Genomic DNA, 20,709 nt, shown 5'->3' with positions numbered 1-20,709 from the left:
GATCAACAGCAGATCAAAAGCAGAGCACGGCGGCCTGAAAGCCGACCTGAGTGGTTGAAGCAAAAGCAGGGCAAAAGCACAGCAGGGGCAGATCAGAAGCAGAACTGCTTTTCTGTGGGAGCTGGCTTGCCTGCGATGCAGACACCTCGGTCCACCAAGTACACCGAGTTGATGCCATCGCAGCGGTTCGGCGGTCCGACAAGCCAGCTCCCACATTGACCGAGTACAGCCTGAAGAGCCTCACACCCTCTGCCCGATGTACCGAGTTCCAAATGTGGGTGCGGCGGTGCGACGATTCGACTTGCTCGCGAATGCGCTGGGTCAGTCACCAGATGCATCAACTGACACGCTGCTATCGGGAGCGAGCCCCTTCCCACATTTAACCGCGTTCAGCTTCCAGGATCAGGTCGGCTGTCAGGCATCCTCGGCGTTGCTTTTGATCTACACCACTCAGGTCGGCAACCGGGGCGCCGTGCACTGCTTTTGATCTTAGGCGGCCCGCTCCGTACAGGCTCTATCAAACGTGACCCGCTGTAAGCCCGGAACCCTGAGTGGCCGTTACCCAAACAACGGATATACACACCAACCCAGTAGCTCCCCCAGGTGATCGGCTATAGTGCCCGACAACTCTGGAAAGGGAGACCCTGTGTGCGAATTGCGTTTTTACTGTCGGCTTGTTTGCTGTGCTTGGGCGCCCAGGCGGCGCCGGTGGATGTGGCAAGCCTGGACCGTGGTGTCTGGCCGGAGAAGCTAAGCAGCCCCGCGCTGTTCGACGTCGCCTCACGCGCCGAAATCCTGATGTTCGCCCATAGTTTGATCGCCAGCGAAGCCCAGGATGAAGCCGTGCTCAAACAGCGCCTGGGCCTGAAGATCATCAACCTGGCCGCCATTGACGACCTGCGCCGGCAACTCTGGCAGCGCCTGCTGGAGAACTACACCTTTGCCGAGCAAAGCTGCGAAGAAGATGCCTCGTTCTGCTACCTGGTGGAAAGCATGGACGACCTGCGCGAACAGGCCGGCAAGTTCCAGGTCAGTGACAACTCTTTCTATATAGGCTGGGCCAACCCCAGCCACAATTTCCACGAGCGCTACCTCGACGAACTGCTGCGCAAAGCCGCGTTGTTCCCGCAGATCAGCAGTGAAGTCGCGCGTTTTGGCGACCACGAACGCAATGGCGACGAATTCAACGACCGCATGTTCCTGCTGACCTTCGACGGCGGCCCGGCACCCGTCAGCGGCAATACTGACTGGCTCACTGACTACCTGCGCAAGCAGAAGCTCAACGCCACCTTCTTCGTCCTCGGCAGCAGTTTGCAAACCCGCGTGGAGCGCAGTTCGGCCGCTGACGTACAAGCGCTGTACCAGGGACAGTGCGTGGGCACCCAGGGCTGGCAGTATCGCTCCCACAGTCATTGGGTCGAGTGGCAAGGCTCGATCACGCGCAGTGCATCGCTGGCGCAGAACCTGATGCCGGAGAACTACGTGCCGCTGTTTCGCCCGCCGTACGGCCAGCGTCGCGCCGACAGCCAGGGCTTCTTCCAGTCCCAGGGTTTGCAGGTGGCACTGTGGGATATCGATTCCCAGGACGAGCCGGGCAAACTCAAGGCCGATGAGGCGGCGCAACGGGTATTGACGTTGATGTTGCTGTGGCGCAAAGGGGTGATTGTGTTTCACGACACTCAGGACAAGGCGCGGGTCGCATTACCGATGTTGCTACAGGCCACGGCGCAAAGCGGGTTGGGTTGGCAGGACTGCCGGGAGGCGTTTCGCTGAAAAAGATGAAGTGCCCGGCCCTGTTGGGGATAAGGCTTTTTCGGGGTGATTTTGTGCGACATTTCGATGCAGGCGGACTTCCGACTTTAACGGGGTCCATGGCACTCGGCTAGTGCTATTCGTCATCCTGAAAAATAAACTTCAGAAAAGTGTCAAAGTGCTTTTTCCTGTCATCGTTTTTGCGGTATTACGAAGTCAGATCGCCGAAACCTGCAACACAGGTGGCGTCTTCCAAGACTCCTCATGTGGGCACTGCACTTGACGTCACTGCGGTGCAGTCGGTGGTCGAATCGAGGCGCAGCACTGTTGTGGTATTGCGTCGACTGGCTCCCACAAAGGTGACCGAGTATGGATGATCATGGACGTAACCCTTCTTCCGACCAGCCAATCCTTTATGTGCTTGATACCAACGTACTGATTCACGATCCAAACGCACTGCTTAACTTCGAAGAACACCACGTCGCTATCCCGATGATCGTGCTTGAGGAGCTCGACAAACTCAAAAGCGGGCACCACAGCGTTGCCGCCGAGTGCCGCCAGGCCATTCGCCTGATCGACAAGACCCTGGGTGAAGCCTCACCCGAGGACGTTGAAGTCGGCGTGCCTATCCAGCGCGGAAAAAGCGGGCCCAAGGGCTTGCTGTCGATTCTGATGAACAAGCGCAGCGAGCCCAACAGCCTGCTGCCGGAGAATCTGAACGACAACAAAATCATCAACCAATTGATCGACCTGCACGCGCGTGACAAGGACTTGCGCCTGGTGCTGGTGACCAAAGACATCAATATGCGCCTCAAGGCACGAGCGTGTGGGATCGCTGCCGAGGACTACAGCACCGACCAACTGGTCGACGACGTGTCGATGCTGTCCCGTGGTTATCACACGATGACCGGCTCGTTCTGGGACCGCGTCAGCAAAGTCGAAACCCGCCAGGACCATGGCCGCACCTGGCACCAGGTACAGCTGACCGACAACCTGCCGGCCGTGCATATCAATGAGTTCATCATCGACGAACAGGGTTTTGTGGGCTGGATCAAAGAGATTCAGGTCGACAAGCTGCTGATCCTCGACCTGCATCAGGAACCCCTGTTGCACCAGGAAGCCTGGGGCCTGAAACCGCGTGACATCTACCAGAGCCTGGCGCTGTATGCGCTGCTCGACCCGGATATCCACCTGGTCAACCTGACCGGGGCTGCAGGCTCGGGTAAAACCATCCTCGCCCTGGCGGCCGCCATCGAACAGACCATGGTGACCAAGCGCTATCGCCGCATCATTGCCACCCGCAGCGTGCAGGGCCTGGACCAGGAAATCGGTTTCCTGCCCGGCACCGAGGCGGAAAAAATGGAGCCGTGGCTGGGGGCGATCACCGACAACCTCGAAGCCTTGCACATGGATGACGAAAACACCCATGGCAGCGTCGATTACATCCTCAGCAAAGTGCCGTTGCAGTTCAAATCCCTCAACTACATCCGAGGTCGCAGCTTCCAGCAAAGCCTGATTTTGATCGATGAATGCCAGAACCTGACGCCGCACCAGATGAAAACCATCATCACCCGTGCCGGCGCCGGTTCCAAAGTGGTGTGCCTGGGCAACCTGGCACAGATCGACACCCCTTACCTGTCCGCGACCAGCTCCGGGCTGACTTACCTGACGGAACGCTTCAAAGACTTCCCGAACGGCGTGCACATTGCGCTGCAAGGGGTGCCTCGCTCGATTCTGGCTGAATACGCCGAGTCCCATCTGTAAACACGCCCATGTCGTAGTTGGTGGCTAAATGCCACGAACCACCCCGGATTTCTCACGAAATCCGGGGTTTTTGTTGTGGGCGACATTTGTCTTCGTTAATGCGTCCAGGGTGCTTGTAGTCTTTGTAATTATTTTGTTACATTTTTTGCCGCCGCAAAAACAAAAACAACGCTGTGTGACTCCCGTCGAAACACCACCTCATTGATTCGACGACGTTTTGAGAACCCCTTCGGGTTTTCCGCGTGACCCTGCCTATTACAAAAAGCCCGATACATCGCTCATTGACGACGCACATATCCAAAGGGAAAGGAATAATGGACGTAGCAGGTAATGGCTTCACTTTGTTTCATCGCAAGCGCAGCACCGGTTCCAAATCAATCCCCCTCACGCCCATCGCACTCGGGCTGGCCTTATGGCTGGGTCAGGGCTCAATGGCCTGGGCGGATGACAGCAACCCCTACACGGCTCAGGTGCTGGAGTCGGCCTTCAGGAAAGCCGTTGCATCGTTCGGCCCCAACACGGATGTCTACAAGAACCTGCGGTTTGCTTACGCAGACATTGTCGACCTCGCGGCCAAGGACTTTGCCGCCCAGTCGGGCAAGTTCGATTCGCCCCTCAAGCAATACTACGAACTGCAGCCGGAAAACCTGACCATCGGCGCCATGCTCGGCGATACCAAGCGTCCGCTGGACTATGCCTCGCGCCTGGATTACTACCGCAGCCGACTGTTCAGCAACAATGGCCGCTATACCACCAATATTCTGGATTTTTCCAAGGCCATCCTCGCGAACCTGCCGGCTGCCAAGCCCTATACCTATGTTGAGCCGGGCGTCAGCAGCAACCTGAATGGGCAACTGAATGCAGGCCAATCCTGGGCGGGCGCCACGCGTGACTGGAGCGCCAACGCCCAAACCTGGAAGACCCCGGAAGCCCAGGTCAACTCCGGCCTGGACCGCACCAACGCGTATTACGCCTATGCCCTGGGCATGACCGGCAAGGGCGTGAATGTGGGTGTGCTCGACTCGGGCATCCTCACCAAACACTTCGAGTTCCAGGGCAAAAATGCCCAGGGCCAGGACCGGGTGCAAGCGGTGACGTCCAGCGGCGAGTATTACGCCACCCACCCGCGCTACCTCCACGACACCCCGGACGGCGAGTTTCAAAAGGGCGAGCACTTCAGTATTTCCGGTGAGTACGACCCGATCATCAATGACGGTCACGGCACGGAAATGTCCGGGGTGCTGGGGGCCAGTCGCAACGGCACCGGCATGCATGGCATTGCCTTTGACGCGAATATTTTTGTCGCCAATACCGGCGGCACCGACGACAACCGTTTCCAGGGCTCCAACGACCTCGACTACAACGCGTTCATGGCCAGCTACAACGCCCTGGCGGCGAAGAACGTGTCGATCGTCAACCAGAGCTGGGGGCAAAATTCGCGCAACGACGTGGAGAACCACTTCGGTAATGTCGGCGACAGTGCGGCCGACAACTTGCGCGACATGACCGCCGCCTATCGCCCGTTCTGGGACAAGGCCCACGCCGGGCAGAAAACCTGGCTGGATGCCATGGCGGACGCCGCACGGCAAAACACTTTTATCCAGATCATCTCGGCGGGCAACGACAGCCACGGTGCCAACCCGGACACCAACGCCAACCTGCCGTTTTTCAAGCCGGACATCGAAGCAAAATTCCTCTCGATCACCGGTTACGACGAAACCAGCGCCCAGGTGTATAACCGCTGCGGCACTTCGAAGTGGTGGTGTGTGATGGGGGTTTCGGGCATTCCGTCCACTGGGCCGGAAGGCGAAATTATCCCGAATGCCAACGGCACGTCCGCCGCCGCACCGAGCGTTTCCGGGGCGTTGGCCCTGGTGATACAGCGCTTCCCTTACATGACCGCCAGCCAGGCGCGGGATGTGTTGCTGACCACCTCCAGCCTGCAAGCGCCGGATGGACCGGACACGCCTGTCGGTAACCTGACGGGTGGGCGCACCTACGACAACCTGCAACCGGTGCACGATGCCGCGCCAGGCACGCCGCAAGTGCCGGGAGTGGTCAGTGGCTGGGGCTTGCCTAATCTGCAAAAAGCCATGCAGGGGCCGGGGCAGTTCCTCGGTTCGGTGGCGGTGGCATTGCCCACCGGTACGCGTGATATCTGGGCTAACCCGATTTCCGATGAAGCGATTCGCGCCCGTCGTGTAGAAGACGCCACCGAACAGGCAACGTGGGCGGCGACCAAACAGCAAAAAGGCTGGCTGAACGGGCTGCCTGCCAATGCCTCGGCGGATGATCAGTTTGAATACGAAATCGGCCACGCCCGGGAACAGGCGACGCTGGCACGCGGTAAGGATTTGCTCACCGGCACGACCTATGTCGGCAGCCTGGCCAAGTCCGGGGACGGCGAATTGGTGCTGGAAGGCCAGAACACCTATTCGGGCAGCACGTGGGTACGCGGCGGCAAGCTGTCGGTCGACGGCTCGTTGACCTCGGCCGTGACGGTGGATGGCAGCGCCGCGGGTACGGTGAACGCGGATAACGGTGTGCCGACCACCCTGGGCGGCACACTGGCCGGTAACGGCAGCGTGGGAGCCTTGACCGTGAACAATGGCGGCCGTGTGGCGCCGGGTCATTCGATCGGCACGCTGCACACCGGTAACGTCACCTTCAACCCGGGTTCGGTGTATGCCGTGGAGGTCGGCCCGAACGGGCAGAGCGACCAGATCCAGAGCAGCGGCGTCGCCACGCTCAATGGCGGTGTTGTCACCGTGTCCCTGGAAAACAGCCCCAACCTGCTGTCCGCCACCGAAGCCCGAAGCCTGCTGGGCCAGCAGTTCAACATCCTCAGCGCCAGCCAGGGCATCAACGGCCAGTTTGCGGCGATTACGCCCAACTACCTGTTTATCGGCACTCAACTGAACTACCAGCCGAACCAACTGAGCCTGGCGGTGGAACGCAACCAGACGAGTTTTGCCAGCGTCGCGCAAACCCGCAACGAACGCGCCGTGGCAACCGTGGCCGATACATTGGGCAGCGGCAGCCCTGTGTATGAAAGCCTCCTGGCCTCGGACTCCGCCGCCCAGGCGCAGGCCGCGTTCAAGCAACTGTCGGGGCAGCTGCACTCGGATGTGGCGGCGGCGCAAATGGCCGACAGCCGTTACCTTCGCGAAGCGGTCAACGGTCGTCTGCAACAGGCCCAGGCGCTGGATTCCAGCGCGCAAATCCAGACCAGCGATAACGGTGGCTGGGTGCAACTGCTGGGGGGTCGCAATAACGTCAGCGGCGACAACAACGCCAGCGGCTACTCCTCGTCCACCAGCGGTGTGCTGCTGGGGCTGGACACGGACGTCGGCGACGGCTGGCGCGTAGGCGCGGCGACCGGCTACACCCAGAGTCATCTCAATGGCGAGTCGGCTTCGGCGGACAGTGACAACTATCACCTGTCGGTCTACGGCGGTAAACGCTTCGACGCCATCGCCCTGCGCTTGGGTGGCGCCACCACCTGGCATCGCCTGGACACCTCGCGGCGTGTGGCTTACGCGAACCAGTCGGACTATGACAAAGCCGACTACAACGCCCGCACGGACCAAGTGTTTGCCGAGATCGGTTACACCCAGTGGAACCTGTTCGAACCCTTCGCCAACCTGACGTACCTGAATTACCAGAGCGATTCGTTCAAGGAGAAGGGCGGCGCCGCAGCCTTGCACGCCAGCAAGCAAAGCCAGGACGCCACGCTGTCGACCCTGGGCCTGCGCGCGCATACCCAATTGGCGGTCAGCTCGACGTCGGCAGTGACGTTGCGCGGGGAGCTGGGTTGGGAGCATCAGTTTGGTGATACCGATCGCGATGCCTCGCTGAAGTTTACCGGCAGTGACACCGCCTTCGCCGTCAACAGCGTGCCCGTGGCCCGTGATGGCGCGGTGATCAAGGCCAGTGCGGAAATGGCGTTGACCAAAGACACGCTGGTGTCCTTGAACTACAGCGGTTTGCTGTCCAACCGGGGTAACAACAACGGGATCAATGCCGGATTTACGTTCCGCTTCTAATCCCGCGTTGTTGGTTATGAGGGGCGCACTGAGCAATCAGTGCGCCCCTTTTTTGATGGGATAAACAGCCCTGCGCAAAATTGACTCACAGGTTTACAATTGCCGCTCCTGATCAGGAGTATCCCTGTGCTGACTCATCTCGATTCCCAAGGTCGCGCCCATATGGTCGACGTCACCGACAAAGCCGTGACGTTCCGCGAGGCCGTGGCCGAAGCGCGGGTGCGCATGCTGCCCGACACCCTGAAAATGATTGTCGACGGCGCCCACCCCAAGGGCGACGTGTTTGCCGTGGCCCGCATTGCCGGGATCCAGGCCGCTAAAAAAACCAGTGATCTGATCCCGCTGTGCCACCCGCTGATGCTCACGGGCGTCAAGGTCGAGTTGAGCGCCGATGGCGTCGACGCCGTGCATATCCTTGCGCGTTGCAAACTCAGCGGCCAGACCGGCGTGGAGATGGAAGCGCTGACCGCTGCCAGTGTCGCAGCGCTGACGATCTACGACATGTGCAAGGCCGTGGACCGTGGCATGACCATCGAAAGTATTCGCCTGCTGGAAAAGCTCGGCGGTAAAAGCGGGCATTTCAAGGCGGACCAGGCATGAGCATCAACGTACTGTTTTTTGCGCGCTACGCCGAGGCGGTGGGTTTCGATTCACTGGAGATGGAGGGCGATTTCGCCACTGTCGATGCTGTGCGTCTTGCGCTGGCCGGTGACCCGGAGTTTGCCGTGCTCAACGAACCCAGCCTGATGTGCGCGCGTAACGAAGAACTTTGTTCGTTGGACGAGCCACTGAACGATGGTGATGAAGTCGCGTTTTTCCCGCCTGTGACCGGAGGCTGACCATGGCCATTCGGGTGCAGGCTGAGGCGTTTGATCCGGGCTTCGAAGTCAACGCGATGCATGCGGCCAATGTCGGCGTGGGCGCGGTGGTGAGTTTTGTCGGCTATGTGCGCGATTTCAATGACGGCCGCGACGTGTCGGGCATGTTCCTTGAGCACTATCCCGGCATGACCGAAAAAGCCCTGGCCAAGATCGCGGTGGAAGCCGAACAACGTTGGCCGTTGCTCAAGCTGGAAGTGCTGCACCGCATCGGCGCGCTGGAGCCGGGCGAGCCCATCGTTTTTGTTGCGGCAGCCAGTGCGCATCGCCAGGCCGCGTTTGATGCCTGTGCGTTTGTGATGGACTACCTGAAGACCCGGGCGCCTTTTTGGAAGAAAGAGAACACCCCTGAAGGCCCGCGCTGGGTGGAAGGGCGGGGCAGCGATCACGCGGCGGCGGATCGCTGGAAGTAAACAGCTGACTAAATGTGTGTGGAGATCCAAATGTGGGAGCGGGCTTGCTCGCGAAAGCGGTGTCTCAGTCAGTACATCTTTAACTGACAGACCGCATTCGCGAGCAAGCCCGCTTCCACATTTTTAATCGCATTCCGGCTTACGGGCGTTTGCGTTCCACAGCCCGCAGCAAATGCGTCGGCGGCGTCTCGCAACTGATCTTGCGACCCAGCAACGTCTCGATCGACGGCAGCTGGTACGAGTCATCTTCCCCGGCAAAGCTGATCGATACACCCGCAGCGCCTGCACGGCCGGTACGGCCAATGCGGTGCACGTAGTCATCCGGCACTTCCGGCAGGGTGAAGTTGATCACATGGCTGATGCCATCAATGTGAATTCCGCGCCCGGCAACGTCAGTGGCCACCAGCACGCGAATCTTGCCTTCGCGAAAGCCTTCCAGGGTCTTGATGCGCTTGTGTTGCGGCACATCGCCGGACAGTTGCGCAGCGTTGACGCCATCGCGTACCAGGCGTTCTTCGATGCGGCGCACTTCGTCCTTGCGGTTGGCGAACACCATCACGCGTTCCCAACCATTGTCGTTGATCAGGTTGTAGAGCAGCTTGTACTTGTCGGCGCCGGCGACGGCGTAGATGTGCTGTTCGACGTTTTCGCTGGCGACGTTCAGCGCTTCGATCTCGACGATGGACGGGTCGGTGGTCCACTGCTTGGCGAGGTTCATCACGTCTTCGGTGAAGGTCGCGGAGAACAGCAGGGTCTGGCGCTCGTTTTTCGGCGGGGTCTGGCGAATGATCTGACGTACTTGCGGGATAAAACCCATGTCGAGCATGCGGTCGGCTTCGTCCAGCACCATCACTTCGACCATGTCCAAATGCACGTCGCCGCGCTGGTTGAAGTCGAGCAGGCGGCCCGGGGTGGCGACCAGGATGTCGCAGTGACGGGCTTCGAGGTGCTTGAGTTGCTTGTCGAAGTCCATGCCGCCGACGAACGTCATGACGTTGAGGCCGGTGTACTTGGTCAGGTCGGCGGCGTCCTTGGCGATCTGCACCACCAGCTCCCGGGTCGGGGCGATGATCAGTGCGCGCGGCTCACCCATGTAGCGTTCTTTGGGCGGCGGCGTTTGCAGCAGCTGGGTGATGATCGAAATCAGGAACGCGGCGGTCTTGCCGGTACCGGTTTGCGCGCGACCAATGGCATCTTTGCCGGCGAGGGTGAAACCCAGCACCTGCGCCTGGATCGGCGTGCAGTACGGGAACCCCAGGTCCTGGATGGCGTGCATCAGTTCCGGGGCCAGTTTGAAATCGTGGAAGCGGGTTTTGCCTTCCAGGGGCTCGACGGCGAAGTCTTCGAGTTTCCACGGGGTCACGGGCGGTTTTGGTGCGCGTTCGCGGCGTGGTGCTTTCGGCGCCGGCGCCGGCGCCGGGGCGGCCTCAGCAGGCAGTACCTGTTCAGGTGGCGTCACCGGCGGTTTCTTCGGCGAGGCGACAGGTGCGGTCCGGCCTGGCTGTTGACCGTCATTGCGGCTGTCGGAGGAGGGGACAGGAGCACTGGGAACAGGCGCGAACGGCTCAGCCTCGCTTTTGCCGAACATCTTCTTAAGTGCTTTGAGCACGGTGATCTCATTAATTGGTTAAGGAATGTACGCCGGCCAGTGTAATGCAAGAAACGGGCGCGGCGTAGTGCGTCTGTCATACGGCTACATAAACGCTGGGTTTCAGCCCAGGCGTGCGGTCAACCAGGCACCGATATCGCGTATCTCTTCAGGTAACACTTCGTGACCCATTGGGTATTCCTGCCATGTCACGGTGACACCACGGCTCTTCAAGTGCTCGTAGGCGCTTCGGCCCATGGCGTTTTGCACCACGTCGTCGTACTGACCGTGCAGGCACAGGGCAGGCGTGCGCTGTTGGCTCGCAGACAATTCCAGCTCGTCACCAAAGGTTGGTGCATAAGTAGAGAGGGCAATCACGCCGCCCAAGGGCCCCTGCCATTTAAGAAAAGCGGTGTGGAAGACCACGGCGCCACCTTGGGAAAAACCGGCGAGGAAAATCCGCGAGGCGTCTATCCCGGTTCTTTTTTGATCTTCGATCAAGTCCGTGACCATTTTGGTCGACGCTTCCAGCTCTTCCAGGCTGATGGAACGGGCTGGGCTCATGGCCTTGATGTCGTACCAGCTGGGCATCTCGTAGCCACCATTGATGGTCACCGGGCGGGTCGGTGCCTGGGGCAATACAAAGCGCGTGGACAGCAAGTTTTCCTGCAGCGCCTCGGCCACCGGCAGGAAGTCGTAGCGATCGGCACCCAGGCCATGCAACCAGATTACGCAGGCGTCTGCGGGCTTGGCGGGCTGTAGAATCAAGGGTTCGGTCATGTCTGCTCCATATATGTGCGTGCGCTCCGATTGGGTGCGTCGGAACGGTGCGCGACGGGTTGATCTGTTAAGAGAATGTCGCAAGGTTGAATCTTTTTCTATTGACCATGGGCTGAAACGACTCAGCCTCCACTCTGGTACGCGCCTTGCTATGTGTAGGTCGATGTCAGAACTATCTTAGGACGGTAACACTATCAGTGACTGCCGCTTGTGGGATAGCAACTGGAATTACCGCGACAACTTCATGCCGCTTGACCCCAAAAAAAGCCAACACGGGTCGATATCGCCTCATAAGGGTGCGCTGAGGTTGGAGCTCCGACACAACAAGAGCAACTGGAGGTTTGAATGAAGGTATTGAAATCCACCCTGGCCATCGTAACCGCGGCCGCTGTACTGGGTGTCAGTGGTTTCGCCCAAGCCGGCGCCACCCTGGACGCCGTGCAGAAGAAAGGCTTTGTGCAATGTGGCGTGAGTGACGGCCTGCCGGGTTTCTCGGTACCGGATGCCAGCGGCAAGATCCTCGGGATCGATGCTGACGTTTGCCGCGCTGTGGCTGCCGCCGTTTTCGGTGACGCAACCAAGGTCAAATTCAGCCAGTTGAACGCCAAGGAGCGTTTCACCGCGCTTCAGTCCGGCGAAGTCGACATCCTGTCGCGCAACACCACCATGACCAGCTCCCGCGATGCGGGCATGGGCCTCAAGTTTCCGGGCTTCATCACCTACTACGACGGTGTTGGCTTCCTGGTTAACAACAAGCTGGGCGTGAAAAGTGCCAAGGAACTGGACGGTGCAACCATCTGCATCCAGGCCGGTACCACCACCGAGCTGAACGTTTCCGACTACTTCCGCGCCAACAACCTCAAGTACACCCCGATCACCTTCGACACCTCCGATGAAAGCGCCAAGTCGCTGGAATCCGGTCGTTGCGACGTGCTGACTTCCGACAAGTCGCAACTCTACGCACAGCGCAGCAAGTTGGCCTCGCCGAAAGACTACGTGGTGCTGCCGGAAACCATTTCCAAAGAGCCGCTGGGCCCGGTCGTTCGTAATGGCGACGACGAGTGGCTGGCCATCGTGCGCTGGGTTGGCTACGCCATGCTCAACGCTGAAGAAGCCGGTATCACGTCGAAGAACGTTGAAGCTGAAGCCAAGTCCACCAAGAACCCGGACGTTGCACGCCTGCTGGGTGCTGACGGCGAATACGGCAAAGACTTGAAAGTGAAAAAAGATTGGGTCGTGCAGATCGTCAAGCAGGTCGGTAACTACGGTGAAGTGTTCGAGAAAAACCTCGGCAAGAGCACACCACTGGAAATCGACCGCGGCATGAACGCACTGTGGAACAACGGTGGCATTCAATACGCACCCCCTGTGCGCTGATAGCTGATGGTTCTGTCACCCGGTGGGCCAACCACCGGGTGATGTTCTGTTCCATTCTTTCCGGGGCACTTCATGCAAAATCAAATCGGCGCACCAAAGCAGAAGCTCAGCTTCAGCGATCCCAAAGTGCGTGCGTGGCTCTTTCAGATCATCACGATTGTGGCGGTGGTCTCGCTGGGCTGGTACCTCTTCAACAATACGCAGACCAACCTTCAACACCGTGGCATTACCTCGGGTTTCGACTTTCTTGAGCGCAGTGCCGGCTTCGGCATCGCGCAGCATTTGATCGACTACACCGAATCGGACAGCTATGCCCGAGTCTTTGTGATCGGCCTGCTCAACACCTTGCTGGTGACCGTGATCGGTGTGGTCCTGGCGACCCTGCTCGGCTTCATCATCGGCGTGGCGCGCTTGTCGCCGAACTGGATGATCAACAAACTGGCGACGGTGTACGTGGAAGTGTTCCGCAACATCCCGCCGCTGCTGCAGATCCTGTTCTGGTACTTCGCGGTGTTCCTGACCATGCCGGGGCCGCGCAACAGCCATAATTTCGCGGACACCTTCTTTGTCAGCAGCCGTGGTCTGAACATGCCGGCAGCGATTGCCGCCGACGGGTTCTGGCCGTTTGTGATCAGCGTTGTCGTCGCGATCGTGGCAATCGTGCTGATGGCCCGCTGGGCCAACAAGCGCTTTGAAGCGACCGGCGTACCCTTCCATAAATTCTGGGCGGGCCTGGCGCTGTTGATTGTGATCCCCGCGTTGTGCGCCCTGATCTTCGGCGCGCCGTTGCACTGGGAAATGCCCAAGTTGCAGGGCTTCAACTTCGTTGGCGGCTGGGTATTGATCCCCGAACTGCTGGCGTTGACCCTGGCACTTACCGTCTACACGGCAGCGTTTATTGCCGAGATCGTGCGTTCGGGCATCAAGTCCGTCAGCCACGGCCAGACCGAAGCCGCGCGCTCCCTGGGCCTGCGCCCCGGGCCGACGCTGCGCAAGGTCATCATCCCGCAAGCCCTGCGGGTGATCATTCCGCCGCTGACCAGCCAATACCTGAACCTGGCGAAAAACTCGTCACTGGCCGCCGGTATCGGTTACCCGGAAATGGTTTCGCTGTTTGCCGGCACGGTGCTCAACCAGACCGGCCAGGCCATCGAAGTCATTGCCATCACCATGAGCGTGTACCTGGCGATCAGCATCAGCATTTCCCTGCTGATGAACTGGTACAACAAGCGCATTGCGCTGATCGAGCGGTGAGGAAACGCACATGAGTTCGCATACGTTCAAACCTGATATGCCGCCGCCGAGCAAAGTCTTCGGACCGATGGCCTGGATGCGCGCCAACCTGTTTTCCAGCTGGCTCAACACCCTGCTGACGCTGTTGGCGTTCTACCTGATTTACCTGATTGTGCCGCCCATCCTGCACTGGGCCATCCTGGACGCAAACTGGGTGGGTACTACGCGCGCTGACTGCACCAAGGAGGGCGCCTGCTGGGTGTTTATCCAACAGCGCTTCGGGCAGTTCATGTACGGCTACTACCCCGGCGACCTGCGCTGGCGCGTAGACCTGACCGTGTGGCTGGCCATCGTTGGCGTGGCGCCGTTGTTCATCTCGCGTTTTCAACGCAAGGCGATCTACGGCCTGAGCTTCCTGGTGTTGTACCCGATCATTGCCTACTTCCTGTTGCACGGCGGGATCTTCGGCCTGACCAACGTGGCGACCAGCCAATGGGGCGGCTTGATGCTGACCCTGGTGATTGCCACGGTCGGCATCGCTGGCGCCTTGCCGCTGGGCATTGTGCTGGCGCTGGGGCGACGTTCGAACATGCCGGCGATTCGTGTGGTCTGTGTGACCTTCATCGAATTCTGGCGCGGCGTGCCGTTGATCACCGTGCTGTTCATGTCCTCGGTGATGCTGCCGTTGTTCCTGCCTGAAGGCATGGGCATCGACAAGCTGTTGCGGGCACTGATCGGCGTGATCCTGTTCCAGTCGGCCTACGTGGCTGAAGTGGTGCGCGGTGGCTTGCAGGCGATTCCCAAGGGGCAGTACGAAGCGGCCGCGGCGATGGGCCTGGGTTACTGGCGCAGCATGGGCCTGGTGATTCTGCCGCAAGCCCTGAAGCTGGTGATCCCGGGCATCGTCAACACGTTTATTGCGTTGTTCAAAGACACCAGCCTTGTGATCATCATTGGCCTGTTCGACCTGCTCAACAGCGTCAAGCAAGCCGCCGCCGACCCTAAATGGTTGGGCATGGCCACTGAAGGCTACGTGTTCGCCGCCCTGGTGTTCTGGATTTTCTGTTTTGGTATGTCGCGCTATTCCATTCATTTGGAACACAAGCTCGACACAGGCCACAAGCGTTAGGAGTTGTTGTTATGAGCGAAGCGATCAAACAGCCTGTGAGCCCTGAAGGCATTATCCAGATGCAGGGCGTCAACAAGTGGTACGGCCAGTTCCATGTGTTGAAAGACATCAACCTCAACGTCAAGCAGGGCGAGCGTATCGTGCTGTGCGGCCCGTCGGGTTCGGGCAAGTCCACCACCATCCGCTGCCTCAACCGTCTGGAAGAGCACCAGCAGGGCCGCATCGTGGTCGACGGCGTGGAACTGACCAACGACCTCAAGCAGATCGAAGCGATCCGCCGTGAAGTCGGCATGGTGTTCCAGCACTTCAACCTGTTCCCGCACCTGACCATCCTGCAGAACTGCACGCTGGCGCCGATGTGGGTACGCAAGATGCCCAAGCGCAAGGCCGAAGAAATTGCCATGCACTACCTGGAGCGCGTGCGCATTCCGGAGCAGGCTCACAAGTTTCCGGGGCAACTGTCCGGCGGCCAGCAACAGCGTGTGGCGATTGCCCGTGCGCTGTGCATGAAGCCGAAAATCATGTTGTTCGACGAGCCGACTTCGGCCCTCGACCCGGAAATGGTGAAGGAAGTACTCGACACCATGATCGGCCTGGCCGAAGACGGCATGACCATGTTGTGCGTGACCCACGAAATGGGCTTCGCCCGCACCGTGGCCAACCGCGTGATCTTCATGGACAAAGGTGAAATCGTGGAACAGGCGGCGCCGAATGACTTCTTCGACAACCCGCAGAATGATCGGACCAAGTTGTTCTTGAGCCAGATTTTGCATTGATCGATGTTTGAAACGATAAACCCGGCCTGGTGCCGGGTTTATTTTTGCCTGTCTAGGAGGCTTTGAGAGCGTCTTGTGTTCCGTTATTGATGGTGCAGGTGAACGCGTTGCGCAGGTCTGCGCCTTCGGACAAGGCCTTGGCGTCAGCGAGTAGATGAGGATAGCGATCCAGCAGGCGCATCAGCACCATCAGCGACTTGGGTGGCGTTATCTCGCCCCGCTCGTAGCGTGAAAATGCGTTGTGCCCGCCACCGGACAGCAGTTCCACGGTTTCTTTTTGCGTCATGTGCAGCTTGCGACGTATACGCTTCAATTCGACGCCGATCATCCGTCGAGCGGCGTGGAGCAAGTCATCACCGGCTTTAGCATGGCGCTCGGAGCAATCGGGGTCATACATGCCGTCCTTGCACAGTTGGCATTCCCAGCCCGAAAGATCATCAATGTGCCGCTCCATACCTTTGACACGCAGGGTTTCACTGCGGCCCTCGAAACGCACCATGGCGTCGGGTGCCCCGCAGATGAAGCAATGTTGGGTTTTCATGGGTTCATCCCTTTGAAGGAGATTACCGGTGGGTTACTGCCTGAGCAGTAAGTGACCTTGATGTAAATCTCCAGACCGTGTGAATGGATGTGGTAGACGTCTTGCCAGACCCGATGATCGGCGTAGGTGGTCATCGACTTGTACAACATCCTGTTTTGTAATTCGAAAACTACCGCTTGCATCTCGCTGATATCGAGGTCGAGATTCTTTCCAGAATCCCTTGCGGCGCGCGTGAATGCCTGTGCTCCAAGCCGCCTCACATCTGCCTTGACCACCGCCAGATCGTAATGAGGTGTGTACTTTTCCATAAGACACCTGAGTCCAATAATTACCCTATAAGGGTAATTTTACCAGTCGAAAATACTGCTCCTTTACCTGCCCAAGAACCCTAGTGCGTTGCCTTTGTAGGCAACTCCGAATAGGCTGTAGGAAAATTCATCCTATGATTGGACGAAAGCGCAAAACTCATGACAGACATCGCTCCTTTGATCAAACGCTCGCTGGTTGACCAGGCCCTGGAGCAGTTGCGCCGGCGCATCACCGAAGGCAGATGGGCCATCGGCGAGCGCCTGCCCACCGAGCCCGAGTTGTCCGCCGAGCTGGGCATCAGCCGCAACACGGTGCGCGAAGCCATGCGCGTGTTGGCGTTTTCCGGCTTGATCGAAATCCGCCAGGGCGACGGCAGTTACTTGCGCTCGATGAGCGACCCGCTGGGGGCGATGCGCGCGCTGTCCCACTGCACCCTGGAACAAGCGCAGGAGACTCGGCAGATTCTGGAAGTGGAGGCCATTGGGCTGGCGGCGCTGCGGCGTACCGAGGCAGACCTTCGCGCGTTGCGCGCAGCACTCAAGGCCAGCGCCGAGCTGTACCACGGTGACCTGGAGGCCTATATCAGCGCCGACCTGGTGTTCCACAAACACTTGGTCGATGCCGCCCACAACCCGTCCTTGAGCGAGCTGTACCAGTATTTTTCCGCCGTCGTCGGTGCCCAGTTGCGCCAGACCCTGAACATCTCACCGCGTCGCCAGGCCGTGTTCGACTTGCATATCGCCCTGCTCGACGCCGTGGAGCAACAAGACCCGGAACGCGCCAAATCCCTCTGCCGGCAGTTGATCAATGAACCTTGAAGCCAAACGCCCGACCGAACTCGAAGAACTGTTGATCGACGCCGAAGCAGACGACGAGGTGGTGCAGCACAATCACCCTATTGTCACGCGGCCGTGGCTGTTGCTGCTGGGCCTGATCCTGGTGGCGCTGAACCTGCGCCCGGCGCTGTCGAGCCTGTCGCCGCTGCTGGCCGAGGTTTCCCAAAGCCTCGGTTTGTCGGCCGCCAAGGCCGGTCTGCTGACCACCTTGCCGGTGCTGTGCCTGGGCCTGTTCGCACCGATGGCGCCGATCCTGGCGCGGCGCTTCGGTGCCGAGCGAGTTGTACTGGGAATTCTGCTGACGTTGGCGGGCGGGATCATTCTGCGCAGTTCGTTCGGTGAAGTCGGCCTGTTCGCCGGCAGCCTGATTGCCGGTGCGAGCATCGGCATCATCGGCGTCTTGCTGCCGGGTATCGTCAAGCGCGACTTCGCCAAACAGGCGGGCACCATGACCGGCGTCTATACCATGGCGCTGTGCCTGGGGGCGGCGCTGGCCGCGGGCTCCACGGTGCCGTTGAGTCGCTACTTTGGTGACAGCTGGAACATCGGCCTGGGTTTCTGGATTCTGCCGGCATTGGTGGCGGCGCTGTTCTGGTTGCCACAAGTGGGGCACAAACACGGCGCCCATCAAGTCGCCTATCGCGTGAAGGGTTTGCTGCGCGACCCGCTGGCCTGGCAGGTGACCTTGTACATGGGCCTGCAATCGTCCCTGGCGTACATCGTGTTTGGTTGGTTGCCGTCGATCCTCATCGGGCGCGGCCTCACACCGACACAGGCGGGGCTGGTGCTGTCCGGTTCGGTCATCGTGCAACTGGCCAGCTCCCTCGCGGCGCCCTGGCTGGCTACGCGGGGCAAGGACCAGCGCCTGGCGATCGTGGTGGTGATGCTGCTGACCCTCGGCGGGTTATTCGGCTGCCTGTATGCGCCACTCGATGGCCTGTGGGGCTGGGCGATCCTGTTGGGCCTGGGGCAGGGCGGCACCTTCAGCCTGGCGCTGACCTTGATCGTGCTGCGCTCGCGTGATGCCCACGTGGCGGCCAACCTGTCGAGCATGGCCCAGGGCATTGGTTACACCCTGGCCTCCATGGGCCCGTTCGCGGTCGGCCTGGTGCATGACTGGACCGGCGGCTGGACCGCTGTGGGCTGGATCTTCGCGGTGATCGGCATTGGCGCGATCATCGCCGGGCTCGGCGCCGGGCGTGCGCGCTATGTGCAGGTCACCAGCGAAAAGGTCTAGGGCTACAAGTACTTCAGCGCTCAGGTCGGCTGGGCCTGCTCGCGCAATGCCCATGCCTGGGAGTAACGCCAATGCATGCACGGGGCATCGCAGGGTTACAGGTATCGCAGCTCCACGGTTGCCGAGCCGTCGATGTTCACCTCATTGCTCAGGTCAAGGCCGTCGGCGCGGTTAATGACGGTCTGCACTTGCAAGTCGACCACCAAGTCCTTGGCCGCTAGTGGCTGCAGATCACCGCCTGCCGTGGCGATTGAAATATACAGGCCAGGATCCATGAACCGTTCACGCCACCACGTGGTGCTCAGGTCATAGGTGCCAATCGTCTGCACTGGCACGCTGTCGGCGATCGGATTGGCCAGGACCAGAGAGTAGTCCCCCAACTTCTGATCACCGTTGATAAAGCCCAGGCCGTAGGAGCTGCTACTTGCACCGGCCGAACTCGCTCGGTTGTCGACCGTTTGCAGGGCAAACGTAATGGCCGTTTCACAGTTGACGGTCATGTTCAACGTATCGTTACCGATGATCGTACGCGCGGTCAGGTTCAAATCCTTGGAGGAAATCTTGCCGTGGTCGATCACCCCGCCATTAGACAAGGTTGGGGTGCACGCACTTGGGGTGATGACGCCGCGTACGCTCAGGTCGGTGCTGGATGCCGCGACTGCTTGGCCGACGCCGGCGAGCAGCAGAACGGCGATCAGGGGGTTGATAGACTTGCTCATGGGAACTCCAGTTTTTAGGGAAAAGTGTCGTTGCAGGGCTATAGGTAGATCACTTCCAGCGTGGCGGAGCCGTCCATGAGTGTCTCCACACTCAGGTCCAGGTTCTGCTTGGCGTTGATCACCGCCTCCAGGGTCAGGGTGCTGGTCAGGTTCTGGATTGCCGAAGGCCCGGCGGTGCTGCCGACCACATCGGTAAAGCCCAGCAAACTGTTGGCGCCGATATCGATGGGGTTGCTGTTGGACGTGCGCCATGCCAGGCCACCGGTGGTGGATTCGGTGCCGTAGGTCACCGCCAGGGCATCGGCCACGGTCTGCTTGGGATCGAACTTCACCGAATACACCCCGAGCTTGTTGCCCGCGCTGTCCAGCCCCAACCCGTAATAGATCTCGCTGTTGACGTGGGCGGTGCCGTCGCGGTTATCGCGCATGCGCAGGGCGTAGCGGCCGGGGGCGTTGCAACTGACCGTCAGTGTCAGCGACTTGAGTGGCAGGCGCGTGCCCGTGGCCTGGTTGAGGTCTTTTTGAGAGATCTTGCCGAAGTCGATCATCCCGCCACCGGACAGCACGGGGGTGCAGGCCATCGGGGTTATTTCTCCGCTCACGGTCAGTTCAACGGTGGCGGCGGCGTGTGCTGCAGATACGCAGGCCAGCCACGCACAGGCCGTAAGAGCGCTCAATAGCGTTTTCATGGTTCAGTTCCTAAAGGTACTTCACGGTCAGGGTCACGGACCCGTCGATGGGCACTTCTTCGGTCAGCAGCAGTGTGTTGGCCGGGGCGATGCTTGGCTCGATAGACACAACGGCAGTCAGCTGTTGTACCGGCGCCGGGGCATTGCCTGCCCTGATGGGCGTGAAGGCGGTAAGGAAGTGTGGCGACAGAATGCTTGTCGGCGACCAACTGGAGGAGTCTGTAGAGCCCAGGGGGTACATTTCGACGCCGTCGCCCACGATCGAATGGATGCCCAATCTCGTGGAGCCAAGCTTTTGGTTGCCGTTGATCAGACCCAGGCCGAATGTAGCTCCCAGATTGACGTCGTCGTAATTGGAGCCGAGGCGGTTATCCCTTGGCTCCAGGGCCAACAAGGTCGGCGCGTCGCAGTTGATTGCCAGTGGCAGGCCGTGAGCAGGCAACTGGGTGGGGGCATCGACGCTCAGGTCCCTGGCGGCAATTTTGCCCAGGTCATACACGCCACCATTGGACAGGCTGGGTGCACAGGCATTGGGGGTGATCAGGCCTGAAACGTTCAGGTCAACGCTGGAAGCTGCCTGAGCCGGCAAGCCTGTGACCAGGCAGGCAAAGGTGGCCAGAGAGATCAGAAAGGGTTTCATGG

Annotated in this window: 19 protein-coding genes and 1 pseudogene; 13 read left to right on the top strand and 7 right to left on the bottom strand. The window is 59.9% G+C overall.

What is annotated here, in order from left to right; translation table 11 throughout:
- The 7 genes and pseudogenes from ACI77D_RS26840 to moaE all read left to right on the top strand — a co-directional run.
- Positions 1 to 219: pseudogene (locus ACI77D_RS26840) on the top strand (hypothetical protein); the annotation flags it as partial.
- A 429-nt stretch (positions 220 to 648) separates the two neighbouring features.
- Positions 649 to 1,773, top strand: a complete 1,125-nt coding sequence (locus tag ACI77D_RS26835) for a polysaccharide deacetylase family protein (RefSeq protein ID WP_064450800.1) — start codon at positions 649 to 651, stop codon at positions 1,771 to 1,773.
- 348 nt (positions 1,774 to 2,121) lie between these two features.
- Positions 2,122 to 3,516, top strand: coding sequence for a PhoH family protein (locus ACI77D_RS26830; RefSeq protein WP_053254513.1), 1,395 nt, complete (start codon positions 2,122 to 2,124; stop codon positions 3,514 to 3,516).
- Between the two features lie 314 nt (positions 3,517 to 3,830).
- Positions 3,831 to 7,562 (top strand): autotransporter domain-containing protein, encoded by a 3,732-nt coding sequence (locus tag ACI77D_RS26825; protein ID WP_407017817.1) that lies wholly within the window; start codon positions 3,831 to 3,833, stop codon positions 7,560 to 7,562.
- A 126-nt stretch (positions 7,563 to 7,688) separates the two neighbouring features.
- Positions 7,689 to 8,162: a cyclic pyranopterin monophosphate synthase MoaC gene (moaC, locus tag ACI77D_RS26820; RefSeq protein WP_064450802.1), complete on the top strand. Its 474-nt coding sequence runs from the start codon at positions 7,689 to 7,691 to the stop codon at positions 8,160 to 8,162.
- Positions 8,159 to 8,401, top strand: coding sequence for a molybdopterin converting factor subunit 1 (gene moaD / locus ACI77D_RS26815; protein WP_064450803.1), 243 nt, complete (start codon positions 8,159 to 8,161; stop codon positions 8,399 to 8,401). The genes moaC and moaD overlap by 4 nt, the downstream gene beginning before the upstream one ends.
- Before the next feature lie 2 nt (positions 8,402 to 8,403).
- Positions 8,404 to 8,853 carry a molybdopterin synthase catalytic subunit MoaE gene (moaE, locus tag ACI77D_RS26810; RefSeq protein WP_094951926.1) on the top strand — a complete coding sequence of 150 codons (450 nt, stop codon included), beginning with the start codon at positions 8,404 to 8,406 and terminating at the stop codon, positions 8,851 to 8,853.
- 139 nt (positions 8,854 to 8,992) lie between these two features.
- Here moaE and rhlB read toward each other — a convergent pair whose 3' ends face one another.
- Together rhlB and ACI77D_RS26800 are read right to left on the bottom strand one after the other, a co-directional pair.
- A complete protein-coding gene (gene rhlB / locus ACI77D_RS26805; RefSeq protein WP_221296040.1) occupies positions 8,993 to 10,468 on the bottom strand; it encodes an ATP-dependent RNA helicase RhlB in 1,476 nt (491 codons plus the stop codon).
- Positions 10,469 to 10,564: 96 nt separating this feature from the next.
- Positions 10,565 to 11,221: an alpha/beta hydrolase gene (locus ACI77D_RS26800; RefSeq protein ID WP_064450806.1), complete on the bottom strand. Its 657-nt coding sequence runs from the start codon at positions 11,219 to 11,221 to the stop codon at positions 10,565 to 10,567.
- A 345-nt stretch (positions 11,222 to 11,566) separates the two neighbouring features.
- Between ACI77D_RS26800 and ACI77D_RS26795 the strand changes: the two genes are divergently transcribed.
- The 4 genes from ACI77D_RS26795 (at position 11,567) to ACI77D_RS26780 (ending at position 15,736) form a co-directional block, all read left to right on the top strand.
- A complete protein-coding gene (locus ACI77D_RS26795; protein WP_064450807.1) occupies positions 11,567 to 12,598 on the top strand; it encodes an amino acid ABC transporter substrate-binding protein in 1,032 nt (343 codons plus the stop codon).
- A 72-nt stretch (positions 12,599 to 12,670) separates the two neighbouring features.
- Positions 12,671 to 13,852 carry an amino acid ABC transporter permease gene (locus tag ACI77D_RS26790; protein WP_064450808.1) on the top strand — a complete coding sequence of 394 codons (1,182 nt, stop codon included), beginning with the start codon at positions 12,671 to 12,673 and terminating at the stop codon, positions 13,850 to 13,852.
- Positions 13,853 to 13,862: 10 nt separating this feature from the next.
- Entirely contained in the window at positions 13,863 to 14,960 is a 1,098-nt protein-coding gene (locus ACI77D_RS26785) for an amino acid ABC transporter permease (RefSeq protein ID WP_064450809.1), read from the top strand.
- Between the two features lie 11 nt (positions 14,961 to 14,971).
- Positions 14,972 to 15,736, top strand: coding sequence for an amino acid ABC transporter ATP-binding protein (locus ACI77D_RS26780; RefSeq protein ID WP_003171943.1), 765 nt, complete (start codon positions 14,972 to 14,974; stop codon positions 15,734 to 15,736).
- A 52-nt stretch (positions 15,737 to 15,788) separates the two neighbouring features.
- On the opposite strand, the gene ACI77D_RS26775 is transcribed toward ACI77D_RS26780, so the two are convergent.
- Positions 15,789 to 16,277, bottom strand: a complete 489-nt coding sequence (locus ACI77D_RS26775) for a type II toxin-antitoxin system MqsA family antitoxin (protein WP_407017816.1) — start codon at positions 16,275 to 16,277, stop codon at positions 15,789 to 15,791.
- Positions 16,274 to 16,585, bottom strand: coding sequence for a type II toxin-antitoxin system MqsR family toxin (locus tag ACI77D_RS26770; protein WP_064450811.1), 312 nt, complete (start codon positions 16,583 to 16,585; stop codon positions 16,274 to 16,276). Before ACI77D_RS26770 ends, ACI77D_RS26775 begins: the two co-directional genes overlap by 4 nt.
- A 159-nt stretch (positions 16,586 to 16,744) precedes the next feature.
- On the opposite strand from ACI77D_RS26770, the gene ACI77D_RS26765 reads away from it, so the two are divergent.
- Both ACI77D_RS26765 and ACI77D_RS26760 read left to right on the top strand, forming a co-directional pair.
- Complete coding sequence (locus ACI77D_RS26765; RefSeq protein WP_064450812.1) at positions 16,745 to 17,404, top strand: FadR/GntR family transcriptional regulator; 660 nt, start codon at positions 16,745 to 16,747, stop codon at positions 17,402 to 17,404.
- Entirely contained in the window at positions 17,394 to 18,659 is a 1,266-nt protein-coding gene (locus ACI77D_RS26760; protein ID WP_407017815.1) for a CynX/NimT family MFS transporter, read from the top strand. Before ACI77D_RS26765 ends, ACI77D_RS26760 begins: the two co-directional genes overlap by 11 nt.
- Positions 18,660 to 18,754: 95 nt before the next feature.
- Here the strand turns inward: ACI77D_RS26760 and ACI77D_RS26755 are convergent, their stop codons facing one another.
- From ACI77D_RS26755 to ACI77D_RS26745, 3 genes are read right to left on the bottom strand one after another with little or no spacing between them, the layout of a single operon-like run.
- Positions 18,755 to 19,378, bottom strand: a complete 624-nt coding sequence (locus ACI77D_RS26755; RefSeq protein ID WP_259762997.1) for a DUF1120 domain-containing protein — start codon at positions 19,376 to 19,378, stop codon at positions 18,755 to 18,757.
- A gap of 38 nt (positions 19,379 to 19,416) precedes the next feature.
- A complete protein-coding gene (locus ACI77D_RS26750; RefSeq protein ID WP_407017814.1) occupies positions 19,417 to 20,067 on the bottom strand; it encodes a DUF1120 domain-containing protein in 651 nt (216 codons plus the stop codon).
- A gap of 10 nt (positions 20,068 to 20,077) precedes the next feature.
- A complete protein-coding gene (locus ACI77D_RS26745; protein ID WP_221293993.1) occupies positions 20,078 to 20,707 on the bottom strand; it encodes a DUF1120 domain-containing protein in 630 nt (209 codons plus the stop codon).
- Positions 20,708 to 20,709 lie beyond the last annotated feature (2 nt).

This window comes from Pseudomonas sp. O39 (genome assembly GCF_045447295.1).
Taxonomy (GTDB): Bacteria; Pseudomonadota; Gammaproteobacteria; order Pseudomonadales; family Pseudomonadaceae; genus Aquipseudomonas; species Aquipseudomonas antarctica_A.
This window is presented reverse-complemented; position numbering and strand designations above follow the sequence as displayed.